At 48.2% G+C, this 21,903-nt stretch carries 14 protein-coding genes; 6 read left to right on the top strand and 8 right to left on the bottom strand.

All coding sequences use genetic code 11. From position 1 onward, the window contains the following. Window positions 1-11 precede the first annotated feature (11 nt). Window positions 12-2,084, top strand: coding sequence for an FUSC family protein (locus ACXACM_RS02100; protein WP_474824187.1), 2,073 nt, complete (start codon window positions 12-14; stop codon window positions 2,082-2,084). Window positions 2,085-2,103: 19 nt separating this feature from the next. On the opposite strand, the gene ACXACM_RS02095 is transcribed toward ACXACM_RS02100, so the two are convergent. Next, a complete protein-coding gene (locus ACXACM_RS02095; RefSeq protein ID WP_474819466.1) occupies window positions 2,104-2,802 on the bottom strand; it encodes a FadR/GntR family transcriptional regulator in 699 nt (232 codons plus the stop codon). A gap of 192 nt (window positions 2,803-2,994) precedes the next feature. On the opposite strand from ACXACM_RS02095, the gene uxuA reads away from it, so the two are divergent. Both uxuA and ACXACM_RS02085 read left to right on the top strand, forming a co-directional pair. Beyond that, window positions 2,995-4,164 carry a mannonate dehydratase gene (gene uxuA, locus ACXACM_RS02090; protein ID WP_474819464.1) on the top strand — a complete coding sequence of 390 codons (1,170 nt, stop codon included), beginning with the start codon at window positions 2,995-2,997 and terminating at the stop codon, window positions 4,162-4,164. A 70-nt stretch (window positions 4,165-4,234) separates the two neighbouring features. Continuing rightward, a complete protein-coding gene (locus ACXACM_RS02085; RefSeq protein WP_474819463.1) occupies window positions 4,235-7,210 on the top strand; it encodes a glycosyl hydrolase 115 family protein in 2,976 nt (991 codons plus the stop codon). Window positions 7,211-7,276: 66 nt separating this feature from the next. Here ACXACM_RS02085 and ACXACM_RS02080 read toward each other — a convergent pair whose 3' ends face one another. Both ACXACM_RS02080 and ACXACM_RS02075 read right to left on the bottom strand, forming a co-directional pair. Further along, window positions 7,277-8,188, bottom strand: coding sequence for a serine/threonine protein kinase (locus ACXACM_RS02080; protein ID WP_474819462.1), 912 nt, complete (start codon window positions 8,186-8,188; stop codon window positions 7,277-7,279). Window positions 8,189-8,329: 141 nt separating this feature from the next. Next, window positions 8,330-10,243 (bottom strand): winged helix-turn-helix domain-containing protein, encoded by a 1,914-nt coding sequence (locus ACXACM_RS02075; RefSeq protein WP_474819460.1) that lies wholly within the window; start codon window positions 10,241-10,243, stop codon window positions 8,330-8,332. A 306-nt stretch (window positions 10,244-10,549) separates the two neighbouring features. Here ACXACM_RS02075 and ACXACM_RS02070 point away from each other — a divergent pair, with 306 nt between their 5' ends. Then, on the top strand, window positions 10,550-12,220 hold the full coding sequence (locus ACXACM_RS02070) for a tetratricopeptide repeat protein (protein ID WP_474819459.1): 1,671 nt from the start codon (window positions 10,550-10,552) through the stop codon (window positions 12,218-12,220). A gap of 89 nt (window positions 12,221-12,309) precedes the next feature. Here the strand turns inward: ACXACM_RS02070 and ACXACM_RS02065 are convergent, their stop codons facing one another. Genes ACXACM_RS02065 through ACXACM_RS02045 form a run of 5 tightly spaced genes read right to left on the bottom strand, consistent with a single transcriptional unit; the run spans window position 12,310 to window position 17,826 of the window. Then, the gene (locus ACXACM_RS02065) at window positions 12,310-13,629 is read right to left on the bottom strand and encodes a sugar MFS transporter (RefSeq protein ID WP_474819457.1); all 1,320 of its coding nucleotides are present in this window, start codon (window positions 13,627-13,629) and stop codon (window positions 12,310-12,312) included. 45 nt (window positions 13,630-13,674) lie between these two features. After that, window positions 13,675-14,799: an N-acetylglucosamine-6-phosphate deacetylase gene (gene nagA, locus ACXACM_RS02060; protein WP_474819456.1), complete on the bottom strand. Its 1,125-nt coding sequence runs from the start codon at window positions 14,797-14,799 to the stop codon at window positions 13,675-13,677. Between the two features lie 2 nt (window positions 14,800-14,801). Beyond that, a complete protein-coding gene (nagB-II, locus tag ACXACM_RS02055; RefSeq protein WP_474819454.1) occupies window positions 14,802-15,803 on the bottom strand; it encodes a glucosamine-6-phosphate deaminase NagB-II in 1,002 nt (333 codons plus the stop codon). Between the two features lies 1 nt (window position 15,804). Then, window positions 15,805-16,686, bottom strand: coding sequence for a glucosamine kinase nucleotide-binding domain-containing protein (locus ACXACM_RS02050; RefSeq protein ID WP_474819453.1), 882 nt, complete (start codon window positions 16,684-16,686; stop codon window positions 15,805-15,807). 54 nt (window positions 16,687-16,740) lie between these two features. Further along, window positions 16,741-17,826 carry an acyltransferase family protein gene (locus tag ACXACM_RS02045; protein WP_474819452.1) on the bottom strand — a complete coding sequence of 362 codons (1,086 nt, stop codon included), beginning with the start codon at window positions 17,824-17,826 and terminating at the stop codon, window positions 16,741-16,743. Window positions 17,827-18,007: 181 nt separating this feature from the next. On the opposite strand from ACXACM_RS02045, the gene ACXACM_RS02040 reads away from it, so the two are divergent. Continuing rightward, window positions 18,008-19,033: a LacI family DNA-binding transcriptional regulator gene (locus tag ACXACM_RS02040; protein ID WP_474819451.1), complete on the top strand. Its 1,026-nt coding sequence runs from the start codon at window positions 18,008-18,010 to the stop codon at window positions 19,031-19,033. A 183-nt stretch (window positions 19,034-19,216) separates the two neighbouring features. Continuing rightward, on the top strand, window positions 19,217-21,853 hold the full coding sequence (locus ACXACM_RS02035) for a TonB-dependent receptor (RefSeq protein WP_474819449.1): 2,637 nt from the start codon (window positions 19,217-19,219) through the stop codon (window positions 21,851-21,853). The last annotated feature ends 50 nt before the right edge of the window (window positions 21,854-21,903 follow it).

Raw genomic sequence — 21,903 nt, 5'->3', positions numbered from 1 at the left:
TTTTGCCTCCAGTGTTGGCGTTGTATTTATTCCCGCCAAAGCAAACGCTGATATTCGCATTAAAAGGCGTCATTTCAATGGCAATGGCGCTTTATGTTTCCATGTGGATGGGGCTGGACAGGCCATACTGGGCGTTGGTCTCGGCAGTGTTTCTGCAGGTAAGACCGGAAACGGGCATGGTGCTGGAAAAAACGGCGAGTCAAATAACAGGTACCCTGGTCGGCGGGGCATTTGCTTTACTGGTGCTCTATCACTTTCACGCCTATGCGGAAATTGCCCTGTTCTGTCTGGCCTGCTGGTTGTGGTTGAACGCCGGACTTTCTTCCCTGGTACGGCGAGTAAACTTCATCTACTTTTTTGCCATGGCTGGTGTCACACCTTGCATTATTATTCTTCTGAGCATGGCAACGCCGGCTACGGTAACCAGCGAATCAATATTTCTTATTGCACAAGCCCGGGTGAGCGAAATTATTGTTGGTGCTGTGTGTGCTATGATGGTGTCAGTTATATTCTGGCCCAGAAAGGTTGAAACAGCTCTCATTGAGCAAGCGAGGGTGGCCATTAATCAAACCATGAACTACCTCTCTGTAGAGCTCTCAGCCTTTGGTTCTCACGATCAACGACACACAAACATCGACTCGACACTGGAAGCGCTGATCAACCTCAACGATGATTCCAGCGCCGTAGTGTATGAAGGACCCAACGGACCGGGTCAATCACGGGCGGCAACAGTGATATGTAATAAGGTACTGTCTCTGGTTGCTGTGGTACAAATATTTGGGCGATTGCAGCGCAACAACCGTGATTTGTTGTCTGACAATATGGCTGCTCTGCTCAAAAAATTGAAAGAAGATGTGGAGTTAATCGGCAGTGCAACAGATTTCAACGTGTGTTACGACATCGCACAACAACAACGGCGACAATGGCGTAAGCAATTTGATACCGAGGGGCTAAGCCCGCTGGAGTACCGTTTGTGTAAAACGGCGCAAGAATTGGTGGCAGATTTGGTCATTGTTTTACGCGCTTTCAGAGCGCTATCCCGGGGTGAGGATTCACACCTGAATGCGCCTTCCCTAAAGCCCTATCGCGACCCTTTAGTGGCAATAAACACGGGGTTTCGCACAGCACTGGTGTTTAGCATTGGTGCAATAATTTGGGTTGGCACGGGGTCTCCTGCTGCCATACTGCTTATGATCATGCCTGTGATATTTTCAATCATGTTCGCCCGTCTTCCTCCGGCTACTATTCGTTCATCGTTACGGGGCGTGCTTATCGGTGCCGCCATAGCAGTACCCGTTGCTATTTTCTATGCCCTGAACCTGATTGCCCAAAGTAGCGGCGACTTTGCCTTGCTAGTTATGATCCTCGCTGGTCCGTTATTTTTGGGTTTGATGGCGCTGTCTCAGCGAGAATTTTTGCCCTATGGCTTGGGGTTTTGTATACCGTTTGTTCTGCTGGTACAACCGTCCAACTCTATGGAGTTTTCACTTAACATTAGTTATACAGCCAGTAATGCCTTTGCGATTATGACGGGCGTTATTGTGCTGTATTGGGTATTTAAGCTTTTTGCCGGGCCCGGCCCGGCTCGTATGCAGCGGCGTTTACTCCGTGCTACTAAGCGTGACCTCGACGTAGTGGGCACTATGGGTCACAGTGAAGACTGGTTCAATGCGCGCATGTGCGACAGACTGTTGCGACTCACCCGCAACGACAAAGGCATGGCACAGCACGGTCGAGTCGTTACTGACCTTGCGCTTACTGGGTTAAATCTGGGGCACATGGTGGTGCGAGTGAAGCGGGCTATGGATGCCATTGCCCCTGAGAATACCAACTACTATATGCAACGATGGCAAAAGACCTTGTCGCAATCCTATATACGTGCTGCCCGCGGAGAGTCTCATGCTCAGTTTACCCATGTGTGCGACGATATTATCAAGGCATTGACAGAACAAGCCGGGCGTACGGAGAATGTAGTGTTACTGGAAGGCATATTCCAACGCCTTAATATGACATTTCAGCGCACAGCTAAAATGATGCGTACACTGGATGTTCGTCAGACCGATAGCAATTTAGCAACCGAATAAGCAAGCGTTTAGTACCCGCTTACTCATCTAAAGCGTATTGAGAAAACTCATTGATAACACGCTGTATATGCTGTTGCATTGCACGCTTGGCCGCTGGCGCATCCCGGAGTTGCATGGCGTCTATGATCTTCAGGTGATCATCAATTATCGGTGTTGCTCCACGGGTGCGAATAAGCCTGTCTAATGTGGCACTCAATTGAGACTGACGTCGCAAAGCCCACAGCCATGAAATGGTTTGATGAATACTCGTGTTACGCGTTGCTATAGCAATCAATTCGTGAAAGCGAAAATCCAAATCGTGGGCAGCTGATAAATCTTCCGCCTCTATTTGCTGCATTTTTTTTTGCAGTTGTCTAAGTTCAAAAATTTCCTGATGGCTAATACGCTGAGACGCCAGCGCAGCGGCTTCGGGTTCGAAATGCAAACGGGCTTCAAGAATTTCAAAGGGCCCAGGCAGTGATTCGTCAATCTTCAGTGCAGGAGATGTCTCCTTAGCAATAACATAAACCCCGGAGCCAGGACGAATTTCTACGGAGCCGCTCACTTCCAATGCAATCATCGCTTCGCGAATGGTTGGCCTGCTCACCTCAAAGGTTTCTGCCAGTTTGCGCTCTGCGGGCAAGCGCGAGCCCACAGCGTATTCGCCTTGACTGATTAATAAGAGGATGTTTTCAGCTATTTGTAAATAAAGCCGTTTTTCGGCACCTGTCGACAACAAGATAATGATGATTCTTTTATAATAAACCAGGCTAAAGTTTACGTGTTATCTACGTGGTAAGCAACGAACAGGATTATGGAATATATTTTTCCCATTACGTTTTCATTGGTAAGGCCAAATGATGATTTTAATTTGTTATTATGACAGAATTAGCATAGCATTAGATAATTGGCATGACCAAAAGGGTTGCATATGATTGAAACTTGGCGCTGGTTTGGACCTGGCGATAGCATAACACTTGAAAAAATTAGACAAGCGGGCGCAACTGGTATTGTAAGTGCCTTACACGAAGTACCTACAGGGGACGTGTGGCCTGTTGATTTAATTGAATCTCGCAAAGCGATGATTGAAGAGGCCGGCCTGGCCTGGGATGTCATTGAGAGCATTCCCGTCCACAACGACATCAAAAGTCGTTCCGGTAATTATAAACAACTGATTGAAAACTATAAGCAATCAGTAATGAATGCAGGAAAAGCTGGCGTGACGACGGTATGCTATAACTTTATGCCGGTAGTCGATTGGACCAGAACAAACCTGAGCTATCAGTTGCCGGACAAAAGCTATGCGCTTCGTTTTGAGTACTCTGATTTTGCTGCATATGACGTTTTCGTTATGCAGCGGGAAGGTGCAGAAAAAGACTACAAACCAGAAATGCTTGAGAAAGCTAAAGCTCGCTTCGACGCGATGTCGGAAGAAGAGCGCGCTATGCTGGAAAAGAATATCATCGCCGGGTTACCAGGCGGTGAAGGCTCTTACGACCGCGATAGTATTCGGGCAACCATACAGCAATTTATAGACCTGGGGGAACAGGGATTACGACAAAGTCTGTATGAGTTTCTTGAAGCGGTCATCCCTGTTGCTGAAGAGGCGGGCGTGAAAATGTGTATTCACCCTGACGATCCGCCTTTTTCATTGTTTGGTTTACCCCGTGTTGTGTCAACGCAAAGTGACGCCCGTCAGTTACTGGAAGCCGTAAATAGCCCGGCAAATGGCCTTACTATGTGTGCGGGTTCCTACGGTGCGCGAGGCGATAACGATTTAATTGCCATGGTAAAAGAGTTTTCTGATCGGATTTATTTTGTGCATCTGCGCAACGTAAAACGAGAGGAGGATGGTTCGTTTTATGAGGCAGCACATTTAGACGGTGACAATGATATGGTTGGCCTGGTACAGGCACTGTTGAGTTGTGAATCGACGCTGGGATGCCAGATCCCGATGCGCCCAGACCACGGCCACCTGTTAACTGATGAGCAAGAACGGGAAAATATCAAACCGGGTTATTCTTATCTAGGTCGTTTAAAAGGGCTGGCAGAACTCAGAGGGCTAATCTGCGCGGTATCCTATATGTCGGCGAAGTCGTAATAGCCGCGATTACAATGAGGCGATAACAGCAATGTTGTCGCCTTTGTTTTTTCTATCATAAGGTCTGGTTATGACTATAAAAAATATCATACTTTCAATGCTTTGCCTTTCGATAATGTTGTTCTCCTCGCAAGTGTTATCTGCAACCGTAACCCTCGCAGATAGTAATCAAACAGTTAGTCTCATTATCGATAAAAACACTGATCCTGTTATCCAACACGCGGCGACTATGTTGATAAACGACATCGAAGCTGTTGCGGGTGTTAAGCCAAGCTTGTTGAATCAGAGAAATAACCAGGCTAACAAAAATACCCCCCGTATCGTCGCGGGCACAATTGGCCAAAGTGAGTTACTGGCCCCTTATTTTCAACAAGGAGCGCTTGACAAAAAGGCACTGAAAAATGCCTGGGAAACCTATCAGATTGCTCTCGTTGACGAAAACGGCAGTCAGACCATCCTGGTCGCTGGTAGTGATCGCCGTGGCACTGCCTACGGCTTACTGTCTTTATCCCGGGCGATAGGTGTTTCTCCCTGGATCTGGTGGGCAGATGTAACACCGGAAAAAAAGTTTCCGCTGGAACTCGACGTAACTCCCCGAATTTCTGATACGCCGTCAGTGAAGTATCGCGGTATATTTCTCAACGATGAAGACTGGGGCTTACAAGTGTGGGCGGCTAAAACCTATGAGCCTGAAGTTGGCGACATGGGGCCGAAAACATATGCCCGCATCTATGAACTATTGTTGCGCTTAAGAGCCAATACGATTTGGCCAGCGATGCACAAAACCACAACGCCGTTTTATCTTATCGACGGCAATAAAGAAATGGCCGATGACTATGCCATTGTTATTGGTACCTCCCATGCTGAGCCTATGTTGTCTAACATCAACGGTGAATGGGACAAAGAAAAATATGGGCCGTACCGATACGACACTAATGCCGGGCAAATTAAGCAATTCTTCAACCAAAGAGTAAAGGAAACCGCTGAATACGAGGGTATTTACACCATTGGGATGCGTGGTGAGCACGATTCACCAATCATTACCGAGGTAACTGGTATGGAAGGCCAGGTTGCACTGATGCAGCGAATCCTTAAAGATCAGCGTAGTATTTTATCCGCTAACTTGCAAAGTGAGGCGAGTACTATTCCTCAGGTTTTTATTCCTTACAAGGAAGTGCTGACCTATTACCAGAATGGCCTGAAAGTACCCGATGACGTCACCCTGCTGTGGACTGATGATAACTATGGTTATTTACGCCAGCTAAGTAATCCTCAGGAGCAGAAGCGCGAAGGTGGTGCAGGCATTTATTACCATACGTCTTACTGGGGGCGGCCACACGATTACCTGTGGCTGAATTCTACCCATCCCTTACTAATGTGGAGTGAAATTTCCAAAGCTTATGCCATGCAGGCACAAGAAATGTGGATCCTCAACGTTGGCGATATCAAGCCCCACGAATATGCCACTGAGCTATTTATGGACATGGGTTGGAACATGGATGCGTTCAGACAAAGCGACGCGGTTTACCGGCAACTAGCGGCATACTTTGCCCGTGATATTGGCAGTGAGTCAGCAGAGACACTGACGAAAATTTTTAAAGATTACTATCGCTTGTCGTTTTCCCGTCGGCCGGAATTTATGGCTTTTAGTCAGGTTGAACCAGTCACACTGCCGGGCAAATCAACTTTCTCACAAACCCATTATGGCGATGAAGTGTTTACGCGAGCCTCAGAATGGGAATCGCTTGTTGAACAAACCAACCAACTTGTCAAAACAGTACCTGACGAGAAACAGGATGCTTTTTTCCAACTGGCACAATACCCGGTAATGGCTGCGGGCCATCACAACTTAAAATGGTTGTATTACCAGAAAAATCAGTTTGCCGCTGCCCAGGGGCGGGGCGATGCGAACTGGTATGCTGAAAGAATGCGTGATTCCCACAAGGAGATTCAAGCGCTTACTACGTATTACAATAACGAGTTGGCGAAAGGTAAGTGGCACCATATTATGTCGCCGTCACCGCGTAATTTACCAGTCTTTACATTGCCAGCACATACCAAGCCTGTGGTGCGTGATGAAGCGGTAACAGTGGTAGTCGAGGGCTTCGACATGCCTGTCAACGAGGTTATTACCAACAGTCATGCCGACGTACTGCCAGTGTTTAACGCTTTTAGCCGCAAACCCCACTATATTGATTTATCTTTAAACGGCAATACCCCACAAACGTGGACAGTAAAAGCCAGTGAGCCGTGGATCGGGTTGTCATCCAGCAAGGGTATGCTTACACCTGAACAGCCTACGGTACGGATTTGGGTTACACCAGATTGGGATAAAGTACCTTACGGAAAAGCGGAAAAAGAGCCTCCGCTTGGCCACGATCATCAGCTAATACCCGCCTCCTACAAGGTAACAGGCGACATAGCCATTACCACCGGTGAAAGCGAACGCAAAGTCGGTTTGTCGGTATATCATCCTGATTTACCTGTCATGGACAGCTTCAGCGGCTACGTAGAAGATTTAGGCTATGTGTCATTACGCGCCGGCGACTACCAGCGCAAAACAGATAGCGCGAGCAATGTATGGCAGCGCATTGACGACTTTGGCTACGATTCAAGCGTAATGGTAGCCGGACCTCATCAAACGAACGTAGCAAATGCCGGTGAAGGCGCGGCCCTGCACTACGATGTGTATACCTTTAACGCGGGTGATGCATCGCTGTATATACAGGCTGTGCCAACGCATCCGATGTATGCAGAGCAAGGGGTGCGAGTTGCGGTGTCAGTAGACGGTGGTTCATACCAAACTGTGAGCTTTAGAACGCAAGGGCGTAGCGAGACATGGAAGCAGAACGTATTAAAAAATGCAGCGGTTACGCAAATACCCGTGAAAATCTCTAAACCCGGTAAGCATACCATCAGTGTGCGCATGATAGACCCAGGTGTCATGCTTGACAGTATGCTGTTAGACCTTGGTGGCTGGAAACCCAGCTATGCGTTCCCGCAAGCAACCTATTCACCGGTACTTGCGAGCAAACTTGCCAACTAATAGTCAATTAAGCCCGGGTAAATAACTACCTGGGCCTTCCGTTCAAATCGAATGACAAAAACTGTCCTATGAAGAATCATCGCCTACCCAGGTACTGGTACTTTCGTCCTCAAGAGTAGGTGCTGACGAACTTTGCAGCGATTTAAGCGTGGTGAGCATTTCACCAGCATGGTGAAAGCGTTTATCTTTGTCCTGCTCTAACGCTTTAAGAATAAGGGCATTTAAATCATCGGAAATCCCAGGCTGATAAATTTTTGGGTCTGCATATCGTCCTTCGGGTAGCGTTCCTGTGAGCATTCGGTAAGCGAGAACACCAACGCTGAAAATATCGCTACGTGAATCTACATGCTTGGCGCTTTGCCGCTGCTCTGGTGCCATATAGTTACGGCTACCCATGCCAATACCGCTGTGACTGTGTTCAGAATCAGGAATTTTTGCGATACCAAAATCGCATAACCTTACCTGGTCTTGTTCATTGAGTAGGACATTAGCCGGTTTAATGTCGCGATGAACAAGGCCTGACTGATGCACATCTTCGAGTGCGACCAATAATTGTTCGATATACAACAAACTTTGAGTCAGCGGTAGTCGACGAGGCTTCTCTTCGGTGGGCAACTCTGCAACCACGGCAGCATCGGTGGCATCGCTGCCTAGTTCGTCTTTCAACGAGTGGGGCAAGAATGGCATTACGTAATAAGGGGTACCGTCTGTCAATTCATCAAAATCGTACATCTCAATGATGTAGGGGTTTCGGCTTAATTTACGTAGCGTTTTGGCTTCGTTCAAAAAACGTTGCTTTAGCACGTCACCTGCATCACCCGTTGCAGTTGTTACCTGATTAGCTAGGTTCTCATCACGTATTTGGAAAACTTTAATGGCAACGCGCTCGCCGAGCCGTTGATCTTCTCCGAGATAAACAGCACCAAAACCGCCACTGCCAAGCTTTCTGATTACTTTATATTTGCCTATCTGTTCCATGACATGTTTTTATTTTTATTTAACTTTTTATGCAATATGAAAGATTCAGGCAGAATTTCAAAGTAGAATTTGTACAAAAAAGGCGCAACGATTAGGGTGCGCCGAATACGTTAGCTAAATACAGATGAAAACTGACAGACGCTAGCGCTTATAGGTCGTTACGGTAGTGTCGTCCAAACCTACAGTTTCTAGCAATTTCGAAAAACGAGCGTCACTGCGCAGGGGCGCTAGGCGTGGGTCATTTCGAGTAAACATCAAACAATTTGAACGGTATTCAACGGCTTCATCCATTAAATCGAAGGCCTCTTCATATTTTCCCTCGTAGATGCGGATCACCGCAGATTCGTAAGGGCATATATATTTGTTTTGAGTCTGCGCTTCTTTTTCCAGAGCCTTCGCTTGCTCGAACTTGCCAGCGGCGGCGTAGCTCTGAGCGAGCATGAGGAGAGGCCACGGGTAGCGGCCTGCTAATTCTAACCCTCGGCTCGCTAGCTCATGACTGCGCTCATGATTGCCTGAAATTGTTTCCAGTACTGACATGCTGATTAATGGATAAGCGGCGTTGGGAAGCAGCTGAATTTTTTCTTCACCCCACACTCTCGCTTCGGCTAGCTCGTTGGCCATCATCAACGACCACAAACCCCATTCAGCAAGCTCCTCATTGAGCGGGTCAAGCTTATTGGCCTTAGCAAGAGCATTGTGCATTAGTTCCACTTCTCCCAATGCGGAGTAATAAAGCGCGAAGCCTATTTCGGTTAAGGCGATATCGGGGTCTCTTTGGTGTGCTTCAGATAGCATTTTCCAGGCATCATCCCAAAGCCAAGAGTGCACATACGCAACTCCTAGCGACGATCGCACTCTCGCCGATTCCGGGTTAACATCAAACACGTCTATTGCCGAGGTAATCACCTTCGGTAAAGCATCTTTGGGCTTTTCGAATAAAATCATAAGCACGCGATAGGCGTCTGATTTTGCGATGTACGCTTGTTCAAATTTCGGGTCGAGTTCAAGCGCCGCTGAATACAGGTCGATGGCTTGTAAGACAGATTGATGGCTCATTAAAGAGTATTGATATTGGCCCTGCGCATAAAGCTTATACGCCTCTATGCTGGATGTGGGTAATTGGGCCAGCTCGCGTAATTCTTCATCGAGTACAACAACTTCGAGGGATTGCGTGACGGAAGCCGCTATTTCTTTTTGTAGATCGAAGGCGTTGTTGCCTTTCACCTCAATATCGTAATCACCTTCCCATACCAAAGAATTGTCATCCATGCTCTCTAATTCTAAGGTAATACGTAGCATGCCCTGACCGTCGTCTTTTACGACGCCATCCAGTACAAAGCGCACATCGGGTAATTTTTCAGCGACGAGGTTTCTCGATTTATCAGCCTTAAAGGTAAAAGCTGATGGCGGCGGCACAACTCTCAGGCCAGATACTTTGCGCAAATCCTGAATGAGTTCTCTGGTCATCTGATCCGCGAAGGGCTCCCAAGAGGTTTGATCCGGACCAATCACATTAAACGGCACGACCAAAATATAGGGCGAGGCGACACCGACACTATCAGGTGCAGGTTCTTGAGTAAGGGAAAACCAGGTAAAGATGCTGCTGCTTACCACTATAACGCCAATAAAAACAGTGATGAGTACAGCGCTTAGGGTTGTATGACTACTCGCATGTGCGTTCGCAGGCACGCTCAGTAATTCAGCTTCATCTTCTATCTCAGCCGAGTCTGTTAGGGATTTATCAATTATCTCGACTGGGGCTACAAATTGGTAGCCTCTGCCACGCACGGTCTTAATTACCTGTTGACGGTTACCGTCATCACCTAAGAGCTTACGTGCGCTGGTAATGTGATTACTCAGCGAGGTATCGGAAACCAAACGGCCCTTCCAGACTTGCTCAAACAGCTCGTCACGGGAAACCAGCCGGTGGCGATGCTCCATGAGATAAACGATGGTGTCGAACACCTTGGGCTCAACATCCAGGGCAACACCACAACGCTGGATAGAATATCGCTTAAGGTCAACCTGAAAGTCTTTCGTTTGATATATCATTCGCTCCCGCCAGTGCGCCCTTGGCACATGTGTTCCCTGTACAAATTCCTTGTCTTTTTCGCCCGGCGGCAACGCATACTGACAACAGCCCAGTGGGTGCTGCGAGCCTTAGAGCACTCTACCACAGTGCCAAACACCATCATAATTTGAAACTAATGAAAATGGCCGTTACTGAACTAATCATTAAGTAAAGATTACCTTGCACTTACGTTTCTGCTCAGGTTCGAGCGCACCATAAGTCCAACGGTTAAACCACCTCTAAGAGATGGTTTATCCCATTCGCCAAAATCGATAAAGGTACCCCACATGACAACACATTTGGTTTTTGTAGGTCTACTCGTATGGGCCATGATAAATTCATCTGCACACTCTATGGACATCGTCAGCGGCAATCAGTTCGATGGTCAAATTGCGCCGATATTAGATGGTATGGGTGAACAGAATTTCCCGACAACAAGTGGAAACCCTCTCGTTTCAACCTTTTTTAACCAGGCTATTGCTCTAACGTATGGCTTTAATCATCTTGAAGCGGGCCGCTCTTTCCAACAAGTAGCTTTGCTCGAGCCCAATTCAGCCATGGCTTATTGGGGGCAGGCATTGGTGCTCGGCCCCAATATTAATGGCCCGATGGAGGCGGATTCAGTAAAGCCCGCATTTGAAGCAATTCAAAAGGCCATTAGTTTACGTGAATTTGCAACGGCCAAAGAACGCGACCTTATACAAGCACTCGCGACGCGCTACTCGCAAGATCGCTCGTTAAAAGATCGCGAGCAGCTGGATATTGTTTACGCGAAGGCAATGAGAGCGTTAGTTAGCAAGTACCCCAAGGACCCTCATATACGCACACTTTTTGCCGAATCCCTGATGGTCATTCACGCTTGGGACTACTGGCACAGTGATGGGCAGCCAAAAGAATGGACTCCTGAAATTCTTGCTGCACTGGAAGCCGGACTCGAAGATTATCCCCGTCACGCAGGACTGATTCACTACTATATTCACGCTACAGAAGCGTCTAAAGCGCCCGGGCGCGCCGAGAAGTACGCCGATACTTTGCGCGATTTGGTACCTGGGGCTGGTCACCTCGTGCATATGCCATCACACATTTATTTGCGCATCGGCCGCTACCAGGATGGCGTGGTAGCCAATGAAAAAGCCATGCTGGTTGATGACAACTACATCTCTCAATGTCGTGCACAGGGGGTTTATCCGGTTGCCTATGTTCCTCACAACCGCCATTTCTTGTGGGCCATGGCCTCCATGCAGGGGAATAGCCGAAAAGCCATCAGTGCGGCGGAACACATGTCCCGCCACATCGATAGCCAACTCATGCGTGAGCCAGGGCTTGGCACGCTACAGCATTATTGGGTTACACCGATGTACGCCTATGTTCGATTCGGAAAGTGGGAGTCAATTCTTCACCATAAAAAACCCTCTTTGGATCTCAAGTACCCCTTAGGCATTTGGCATTATGCGCGAGGTATCGCCTTTACCGCACAAAATAATCTCCACCGCGCTCGCCTCGAGTTGGGTATGGTCAAATCTCTCTCCCGTGATGATGATTTAAAACATGTGACCGTTTGGGATATTAATGACGCGCAGAGTGTTTTGACGATTGCAGCACTTGCCCTGGAAGGCGAGATTGAAGGTCAGGCCGGAAATTACGATAAATCGATTGCAGCGTTTATGGCCGCGATTTCCATGGAAGATACCTTAAATTATAACGAACCTTCGGACTGGCATTACCCCATGCGCCAATCACTGGGCGCGATCTATCTTAAAAAAGGCGATTTCGAGCGTGCTGAAAAAACCTATCGGGAAGACTTAATCAATTACCCGAAAAATGGCTGGTCGCTGTTCGGATTAGCCGCAGCACTGTCAGGCCAGGGAAAAGCGGAAGAATCCGAAAAAGTGAAGCAACAGTTTGAGCAGAGCTGGCGCTATGCCGATTTCGAACTTAAGGCATCGCGAGTGCTTTAACGCTTCCTCCAGGCAGGCGTTCAAAGTAGTATTTGCACAAAAAAGGCGCAACGATTAGGGTGCGCCTCAGCATGTCTTCAAGGGATGCATTACCAACGCGTAATACGGCAGCCTTTTATTGCATAGAAAATAATGAAGCCGTAACAGGGTATGGTCATCCAGTACGCGTTAAGTACCCCGTAATGGTCGGCGATGGCACCAAAAACCATGGGAAGAATAGCACCGCCGGCAATACCCATAATTAACAGGGCAGAGCCTCTGGCGGTAAACTGGCCGAGTCCGGCGAGGGCGAGCGGCCACACGGCTGGCCAAACGATGGCATTTGCCAGGCCAAGTAAAGCTATGCAGGTGATTGGGTCAGGTAAGGTTGCGACGCCTGTCCAACCCCAAAATACGCTGGCAATACCGTGGCTTTGTGGGTCTGAAAAAGGAATGTACAGTGCCAGCAGCATGCCGAGGACAGCAGAAAGCATCAGAAGCTGGTGTTGGGTGAGCACTCGGGGAATAAGGATTAATCCAAGCGCATATCCAATAACCATAAAAAACATGGTGTAAGACGTTAGCCCCAGTGCACCGGGCACACCAAGTTCAGATCCGGCTAACCCGATAGTGTCACCGGCTATGACCTCAACACCCACATAGAAAAACAGCGCAACAACCCCTAGTACCAACTGAGGAAACTGAAGTACTGAGCCCTGAACCTGACCTTTATCGCCCAACTGGTTGTCTTCTTCGTCCAGGTTAAGTTCGGGTAACCCAGAAAAGCGCAGCGCCACGGCCAGTATTAGTAGCGCAATTGCCATTCCAATGTAAGGTGTGACCAGGCTATCAGCGAGAGATTGTATTTGCACCTGACGCTCAGCAGCTGGCATGGCTTCAATGCTCTGGGCTGTAACACCGGAAAATTCGCCCAACACTAATGCAGTAAACACAATTGGCGCAAGCCATCCCGCCCCTTTGTTCAACAAGCCCATAATGGAAATTCTAGCGGCTGCACTTTCACTTGGCCCCACTTTAACCAGGTACGGGTTTGACGCCGTTTGCAAAATCGTTAACCCGGAACCCACTACGAATTGCGCGGTGATAAACAAGCCGAAGGTTTGAGATTCTGCTGCAGGTACGAATAGCAAACAACCCGCAGCAATAAGTGCCAGACCCAGAGACATGGCGTTTCGATAACCTGTTTTGTTGAGTACATACGACATGGGCAGAGCCATAACAACGTACGCAATGTAAAAACTAAAGGCGATGAGCAAGGCTTCTGTGCCGGAAAGCTGGCAAACAATTTGTAAGAACGGGATAAGCGCACCATTCAGCCAGGTAATAAAGCCGAATACAAAAAACAATGTGCCAATAATAATCATCGGCATTAACGATGAGGATTTTGAAGGGGGTTGTGCTGTTGTCATTATTATTTCCTACTTGTTGTTGTTCGCGGCGTTGCCTCTGCAGGGCTACGACATGGGGGTGCCGTTTCGCCAGAAGTCGGTAACCTTGAGCTTGTCGTCCAAAGCTATCCAGTTTGCGCATGCGCCTTCAGTTAATACACCCACCTGGTCGTCGATGTCGAGGAAGTGCGCTGGTGTGCTGGTCGCCATTTTAAGCGTACTGGCCAGAGGTATATTTAAATCAAAATGTGTGTGCTGAATAGCTTCTTCCATAGTAAGCACTGAGCCCGCCAGCGTGCCGTCTTCCAACCTGAGTGTTGGGCCCTGGCGCAAAACCTTTATACCCTGATAATAAAAATGGTCGCTGTCGCTTGCCGCCGGTGCCATTGCATCGGTAACCAGCATAAGTTTATTGTCGCCTTTCAAGCGTATAGCAAGAGCGGCGCTTACAGGGTGAACGTGTTGATGGTCTACTATCAGGCCGCAATATACGTCTTCGCGATAGAGGGTTGCGCCTACAGCTCCAGGCGCCCGGCTGGTTAACGCAGACATGGCATTAAATAAATGAGTAGCAGCAGTAGCCCCGGCATCGAAAGCCTTTAAGCAAGTTTCAGCCTCGGCATTGGTGTGGCCAATGGAAACAATTACGCCCGCATCGGTGAGCCGTTTAATATCTTCAGGAGGCACCATTTCCGGTGCTACGGTCACCATCACTGTGCCTAAATCGCTGCGAGTAAACAACGCAAACTCTTCGTCGCTTAAGGGGCGAATATGTTTATCACTGTGCATGCCTTTTTTGGCAGAACTTAAGTGTGGACCTTCAAAATGGACGCCGGGAATTGCGGCTTGGTCCCATGCATGAGCCTGGGCAATGGCATCAGCGCCCTGCTGCATAACGGCAATATCGTCGGTGATCAACGTGGGCATAATGCTACCCGTGCCTACGGTAAGGTAGGCACTGGCCATTTGCTGCAGCGTCGCCAGGGTAGGGGCATCATTAAACTGCACGCCGCCACCGCCATTTACCTGTACATCCACCATGGCCGGCATAATTAAACCGGTTAGTACGGTGGCGCCAGCCGGGGTGGAGCGGGTAACCACCCGGGTAATTTTACCGTTATTCACTTCAAACCTGACATTATCGTGCAGGTTGTAGCCGTCGAAAAATTTTTTCGCGAAATAACGCATCATAGTTATACCGTTTCTGTGACTTTCTTTAATCCTACCGGGCTGTCTGGATCCATATCCAGCTCGCGGGCAGCAAGTTCAATATCTAAGTAGAAACGTTGCATAATGAGCAAAGGTGCCACCAAAGGCAAGGTGTCTTGCGGTACTTCAAGTAAAGAGCAAACGTTCGCACCACGGCGTTTTACTTCTTCAATTTGATCTTTATGGTACTGACTCGATGCATCTGGCACGTGCACATCTAAGATTGCCACACCACGGTTTAGCAACGAGATAGGACCGTGTAAAAACTCTGCACTGCTAAAGGCTTCAGCCTGAATGCCGCACACTTCTTTCATTTTAAGGGCGATTTCCCGCGACACGGCATAACCAAAGGCGCGGCCAAGTACTACGCAGCGCTCCATTGACCCCAGCAGTTTGGATGTCATTACCGGGCTGGCCGCTATTGTGTTTTCCATTTTCTCTGGTAACGCAGTTAGCGCATCCTGTAATTCAGTGTTGGCAGTACAAGCGCCAACAATACTGAGTAGTGCAAACAGTGTTGCCAGGTAGCTTTTCGTGGCGGCGACGGCAATTTCAGGGCCAGCACAAAGGGGGATGAAAAAGTCTGCGATGTCTTTCAAAGGGGAGGTTTCGTCGTTAACAAGGGCCACGCACAATGCACCTTTTTCCTTTGCCATCTTCGCTTGAGCCAGTATGTCCGGGCTTCTGCCCGATTGCGAAATTACAATGACCAGGGCTTTCTGCAAACGAAGCTTTTTACCGAAGACGCTGTTTACTGATGGTGCCGCTGCGGCTACAGGCAACCCCATTTCTGTTTCAATAAGGTACTTACCAAAGACGCCAGCGTGATCTGAAGTGCCCCGGCCAATCATGTAGGCAAATTCGGGGTCACGTTCTTTGATGGCCTCGGCCAGCTGCGCGACTTTGGCTTGGTTAGCCGATAATTGGCGACGGAAAACGTCAGGTGTTTCGGTGGCTTCAGTCGCCATTTTCGTCATTTGAGCCATTTCAGGCCTCCTTAAAATAATGTTTTGCCAGTGTCACCGCGCCGGATTCGGGTGAACAACGTGCCGGGCTAATAAATTGTTGAAAATCGTCATCCAGCCAGTCGTGCCAATAATTGGCCAGCCCGCCTATCATTGAAATGCGCTGTGCGCCAAGCTCTCTTAACCGGGTAATAACCGAAGATAAATAAATTATTCCATCTTTTACGATATTTTGCGATACAAAATCGCAACTAGTGGCGAGTTCGACAACTACAGGGGCCAGTTTTGCGTAGTCTTTTGACTTGTAATGCAAAGCTTTCCCGACAATTTCACCCCTGTCATCGGTGTTTAATACGGAACAAATTTTTTCGAAAAGTGGTGTGGCAGGTTGTAAACCATCGAGCACTGCAAGAGTGTAAGCAAGTGCTCGCCAACCTAACCAAGCCCCGCTGGCTTGATCCCCCAGAGGAAAACCGTGTCCGCCGATGACAGTTGGCTTCCCATTTGCACTTGCTAGTGCCGAACTACCTGTACCTGTGATTATAATTCCGCCGTCTTCTCCGCCGTGGGCTCCGGCGCAGGCAATGTGCAGGTCGGTGGTGAGCATAGTTTGCCTGAAAGGTAAGTGCCATTTTTCAGCCTCAGCCCGATAAGCAGGCACATTTACGCCGGCCAATCCTAAGCACGCATTAATTTGCGTCACGTCAGAAGGCGGCAAACCCGCTGCTGAAAGGGCTTGTTTTGCTGCATCTACAATAGAGTTATATGCAGTGTCTGCCGATTGTGCAGGGTTGGCGGGCCCGGAAAGACCCTCGCCAATAAGTTCACCGTTACTGTTTTCTAACCGTGCTTTACATTTGGTACCGCCACCATCGATACCAAGATAGAGTTTTTGCTGAGACACTATAAATTCCTTGCTATTAGTCCGAGTTCCGCGAGTCATGTTGCTATGAAGCCGTTAGATCTTGATGAAGATTTGTTTGCGATAAAGCCAGTACACCGGCAAAAAGCAAATAGCAACGAACAACACAATCCAGAGCGCAGCACTAAAAAATTCGCTCATGCCTGCTTGTAGAGACCAGCTTACATAGGCTTTGTGAATAGACGTACCACCAATGGGCCAGTCGAGAAGTTTTTCGATAATGACGTGGAGTACATATGCTGTAATTGCGTTCGCACCAAAAATTACCGCCAGTTGCGTACCTTTTCGGTAACCCTTGATATCGGTGTACCACACCATTGCACCCAGGATCATGGCTCCCAAACCGCCAGTAGCGAGTACGAAAGAGCTGGTCCACGCTTGCTTAATAAAGGGAAAGCCAAGGCTCCAGATACAGCCAATAGCAAAGCAGATAAACCCGAAAACGAAGAGATTCATTACCGCTTTTGTGAGATCGCCTCTAGCTTCAATCAGAATACGGCCCATTACCATACCCACAATACCCGTCACGATAGAGGGAAAGGTACTTAGCAGACCTTCTGGATCCCATTCTCCGCGCCATAACATGCCCGGCACAAATTGATCGAACCAGTTAACAATGTTCTCTCCTCGTTCGAGATGACCGGCAGGCAACCCCGGTGCAGGTATGAATAAAATAAATGCCCAGTAGGCAATAAGAATACCGGCACCTATTTTCAAAATAGTACGAGTAGAACAATAAATAGCCAGATAGCAGCATGCCAGATAAACTAAGCCAATACGCTGGAGCACGCCCAGTAAGCGTATTTGTTCGAAATGGGTGTAAAACAAATTCACCACCAGACCAAGCCCAATCAGGGTAAATGTACGTCGCCATACCTTCCGGAGAATCGACCCTATGTCGTTGGTTTGGGGGTGAATATTTTTAAAGCCGAGGCTAACAGCCACCCCGACGATAATGATGAAAAACGGGAAGACGAGATCAGCGAAGTTGATCCCCTCCCAGTAAGCATGAGAAAACTCTCCGTAAGTATTCGGGCTGTTAACCACAATCATGGCGATAATGGTAAGACCGCGGAACACATCAAGCGACAGTAAGCGTTGTTTTTTGTCTGTGTTTGTCATTGTTCAATTGCTTTTTTTATAGACAGTTGCGTTACAGTAACGCTCTCATGTCAACGTTGTCAACCAAAACATTTAAAATTCACCTTTACGTAAAGCCTGAGTAGTACTGCTTCGGGTTGCCAGACTTCCAGAATATCTTTATGCTCCTTACATGTAAGCGGATGCGGTAAAAATAATTGTCATGAAAAAGCCTACTATAAAAGATGTGGCTAAACTGGCGGGGGTCTCTTTCAAAACAGTTTCCCGGGTAGTTAATCAAGAGCCGAATGTAAGTGAGGAAGTAAAAGCGAAGGTACAGGAGTGTATCAGCAAACTGAATTACCAGCCTAATCACACCGCCCGTACCATGCGCAGAGCCCCTTTTTCTCTGGCTTTTGTTTATGATAATCCGAATAGCCATTACGTCATCGAAATGCAAAATGGAATTATTTCAGAATGTCGCAAACGCGGCTTTGAGCTGGTTATACACCCCACCGACTCCCGCTCTGAAGAGGTAGGAAAAGAACTGGCGGCCATGATTGGCTCAAATCAGATTGGTGGTGTTATTTTAACGCCGCCCTTATCTGAAAACCGCGAGCTGGTGACATTCCTGTTGAATCGCGATGCCAAAGTTGTCCGTATTTTATCTGGTTCAAAAGCACCTGACACTCTCGCCCCCGTGGTTTTTGTAGACGACGTTGACGCAGGCCGAAAAATGACAGGCTATCTGCTCGACCTCGGGCATAAAAGCGTGGCTTTTTTAGGTTATAATGCGTCTCACGAATCCAGCAGAGGTCGTCTGGAAGGGTTTGTTCAGGCCCATAGCGAACGTGGCTTGAAGGTGGATAAAAACCTGGTGCTCGATGGCGAATTCACCTTTGATTCCGGTATGGCGATGACCAAACAGATACTTGGTCTGGCCAAACGTCCTACCGCAGTGTTCGCATGTAATGATGAGATTGCCGCAGGTGCCGTCTTTGCCGCACGTTTGAATCACCTCCATGTGCCCGATGACATCTCTGTTGTCGGCTTTGAGAACAGCCCGTTTTCTACCCAAACCTGGCCCCACCTCACCACCATAGATCAACCCAATTTTGATATTGCAGCCAGCGCTGCAGCTGTGGTCATCGATATGATGCAAGCGCGCGAAGTGGCGTCGGTAAAATCCCGGGGCTTTCAGCTTAATTTACTGATCCGCGACTCAGCCTCTGCCCCATCAAAGCCATAAATTCTCATAAAATATCTGCAAAAAAATTGGTAAGTCCAGTTTGACAACGTTGACATTGAGTGGTAGCGTCAAAATAGGATGATGAAAAAATCACCTTATAAAAATAATAAAACTATAAGAACACATTCAGCGAGGTTGCCGGAAGCTGAACGTCACAACAGTGTAGATATAATGGGAACCAACATGAAACACACGCTTCCAAGTAAAACTTTATTGGCCTGCGCTATTGTAAGTGCATTTGCCGGGCCCGTAGTGGCGCAAACTGATGTGCCTGATGAAAACCAAATAGAACGCATTGATGTCACTTATCGCTCTAGCCTGGTTCAGGCAGCTGCCATCAAGCGGGACGAAACAAAAGTCGCGGATATCATCACTTCAGAGGATATAGGTAAGTTTCCAACTGAAAACATTGCGGAAGCTATACAGCGTATTCCCGGGGTTCAAATTTCCAATATAAACGGCCGCGGCTCCACAATCAGTGTACGTGGACTGGGCGCACAGTACGCCCGTACTACAGTTAATGGCCAAACCATGGCCAATGCTGACTTTACAGGTGGGTTTCGCTACGACATTATCCAGTCCGAGCTGGCCTCCAGTATTTCCGTGATCAAATCGCCCAGTGCTGATATGGACACAGGCGGTTTATCGGGAACCATCAATATTGATACCACTAAGCCACTTTCTTACAGCGAACGCAAAGTGGTGGCGTCAGTAAAGGGGCAGTATTCTGAATTTTCTCCGACCGACGATGTGACACCCAAGGCGAACATTACTTATATCGATCAGTTTGCCGACGACACGGTGGGTGTTTTCCTTAATGCCGGATATCAGGCCCTTGACGATCGGGTTGATAATTTCTGGATGGGGCGTTGGTTTCAGGATGACGAAGGGAATGATATTCCCCGGCGTCCGCGCTATCGCCGGATAGATCGCGAAACAAAACGCTATTTGATGAATGGGGCAGTGCAATGGCGCCCTACAGATAATTTTGAAACGGTATTTACGGCTATTTATGCTGACGACGATACGCAACAGGACTTGAACCAGCAGGTCTTCTTGTTTGACCGCGACGATATTACGCTACTTGGTGCACCAGAAAATGGTGTGTACAACAGTGTCCGCATTGACGATTTTACACTGGAAAACAACCGTCAGGCCGAAGACAAACAAGCCACCAGCAAAGCGTTTACGTTGCAATCGAAGTACGAAACTGACAATTGGATCTTTTCGGGCGTAGCGCATTACACCACAGGTGACGCGGTACACGCCGAGGAAGCAGTGATCCTGGCAACCACAGTGTCTGCCAATATGGATATTTCCGATAGCGGCAATGTTATCTTCGATGTAGATGAAGACTTAACCAGCCCGGGTTTATATCCGGCAGACATGCCCCGTAACGAGTATCCGAACGGCGCAACACGTTATATGGATTCGTCTGAAAAAGCCTTGCAGTTCGACGCCGAACGCCTGCTAGATGGGGACATCTTTACGTCTGTGGCTTTTGGTGCGAAATATCGAAAGGAAGAATTTAACCGTGAAGTCTACCGCACCGACCGTTTTGCCATCGGCGACGCTGATCCAGATGACTTGCCGTTAATGACAGATTTCAATTTTATGGTTACCGACTTCCTCGATAACCAGATGTCGATTGAACATGGTTGGATTGCACCCGATATTCAGGCTTACCGCGATGCGCTTGTAGCTGAAGGTGTGACCGTGCCGACCTTGTTCGCAGCACAGTCTTCTTACGGCGTAGAGCGTGATATTTTGTCATTGTACGGGTTAGTGGAGTTCGATACTTACCTGGGTGATTTTCCGTTCCGCGGTAATATTGGTAGTCGTTATGAAACGACAGATCGTACCATTAATTCTTATCTGACTGGCGACCGCCACCCGGACAATGAAGAAATTCGCCTGGTGGTTGGTGAGTACGCTGTCGATTACGACTACAGCAACTTCCTGCCCAGCATGAACCTGGTACTGGAACTCACTGATGATGTACAGGCGCGTTTTGCAGCGGCGAAAGTGCTGGTAAGGCCTATCCTCACATCGCGTTCGCAAATTGCTGCGTCACAAACTTCTGCGGGTAACTCGTTTGGTACACGCACCTACACCATCGATTTGGGGCAGCCTGAAATGAAGGCAATGACTGCCGACCAGGCTGACCTTGGTCTGGAATGGTACTACGGGGAAGGCGATAGTCTGGCTTTGACTCTGTTTTGGAAAGAAATTAAAAATGGGTCGGTATCTGAGTTTGTCTGTCCTGACAGCTACGACGGTGTTGCACTAAGTGGCACGGCGTCTGACTGTACTGATGCGGATGGCAACATTTACGAGATAACCAGTACTTATAACGACGATTCCGGTACCACCATTAAAGGGTATGAATTGGGCTGGAATCAGGGGCTGGACGAATGGCTGCCAGTTAAAGGTTTTGGTTTTTCTGCAAACTATACGTTTATTGATGCAGAAGACAGCGAAGACTTTGTGCTGACGAACTCATCTGAAGAAACCTGGAACCTTATTGGCTATTGGGAAAACGAGACTTTTAGTGCGCGGGTTGCGCTGAATAACCGGAGCCCTTACGTACAAGACAGTACGGATGCGTTCTTCGCCCGTGAGGGACGAGTGGTAGACGGTCGCAATCAGATTGATATTTTACTGAGCTATAACGTGTCAGAAGAACTGAACTTACGTTTCGGCGCGTTAAACATTAACGGTAACAACGAAGAAGCCTATTTTACTGAAGAGAAGCCAGTTTGGCAGACCACCAGTATTATTGGCTCAAGCTACTATTTGAGTGCAGTATACGCATTCTAAAAATCGCGACACTGTGATGCTGCAGCAGTGGCATCACAGTGCGCTGTATA

It is taken from the genome of Alteromonas sp. AWQ4_252, from assembly GCF_056158205.1.
This window is presented reverse-complemented; position numbering and strand designations above follow the sequence as displayed.

Bases quoted from the DNA above. Each gene is read 5' to 3' on its own strand.
- ACXACM_RS02065 (WP_474819457.1), bottom strand. From the start codon at position 13,629: ATGACAACAGCACAACCCCCTTCAAAATCCTCATCGTTAATGCCGATG.
- nagA (WP_474819456.1), bottom strand. From the start codon at position 14,799: ATGATGCGTTATTTCGCGAAAAAATTTTTCGACGGCTACAACCTGCAC.
- ACXACM_RS02035 (WP_474819449.1), top strand. From the start codon at position 19,217: ATGAAACACACGCTTCCAAGTAAAACTTTATTGGCCTGCGCTATTGTA.
- ACXACM_RS02085 (WP_474819463.1), top strand. From the start codon at position 4,235: ATGACTATAAAAAATATCATACTTTCAATGCTTTGCCTTTCGATAATG.
- ACXACM_RS02040 (WP_474819451.1), top strand. From the start codon at position 18,008: ATGAAAAAGCCTACTATAAAAGATGTGGCTAAACTGGCGGGGGTCTCT.
- uxuA (WP_474819464.1), top strand. From the start codon at position 2,995: ATGATTGAAACTTGGCGCTGGTTTGGACCTGGCGATAGCATAACACTT.
- ACXACM_RS02045 (WP_474819452.1), bottom strand. From the start codon at position 17,826: ATGACAAACACAGACAAAAAACAACGCTTACTGTCGCTTGATGTGTTC.
- ACXACM_RS02075 (WP_474819460.1), bottom strand. From the start codon at position 10,243: ATGATATATCAAACGAAAGACTTTCAGGTTGACCTTAAGCGATATTCT.
- ACXACM_RS02070 (WP_474819459.1), top strand. From the start codon at position 10,550: ATGACAACACATTTGGTTTTTGTAGGTCTACTCGTATGGGCCATGATA.
- ACXACM_RS02080 (WP_474819462.1), bottom strand. From the start codon at position 8,188: ATGGAACAGATAGGCAAATATAAAGTAATCAGAAAGCTTGGCAGTGGC.
- nagB-II (WP_474819454.1), bottom strand. From the start codon at position 15,803: ATGGCTCAAATGACGAAAATGGCGACTGAAGCCACCGAAACACCTGAC.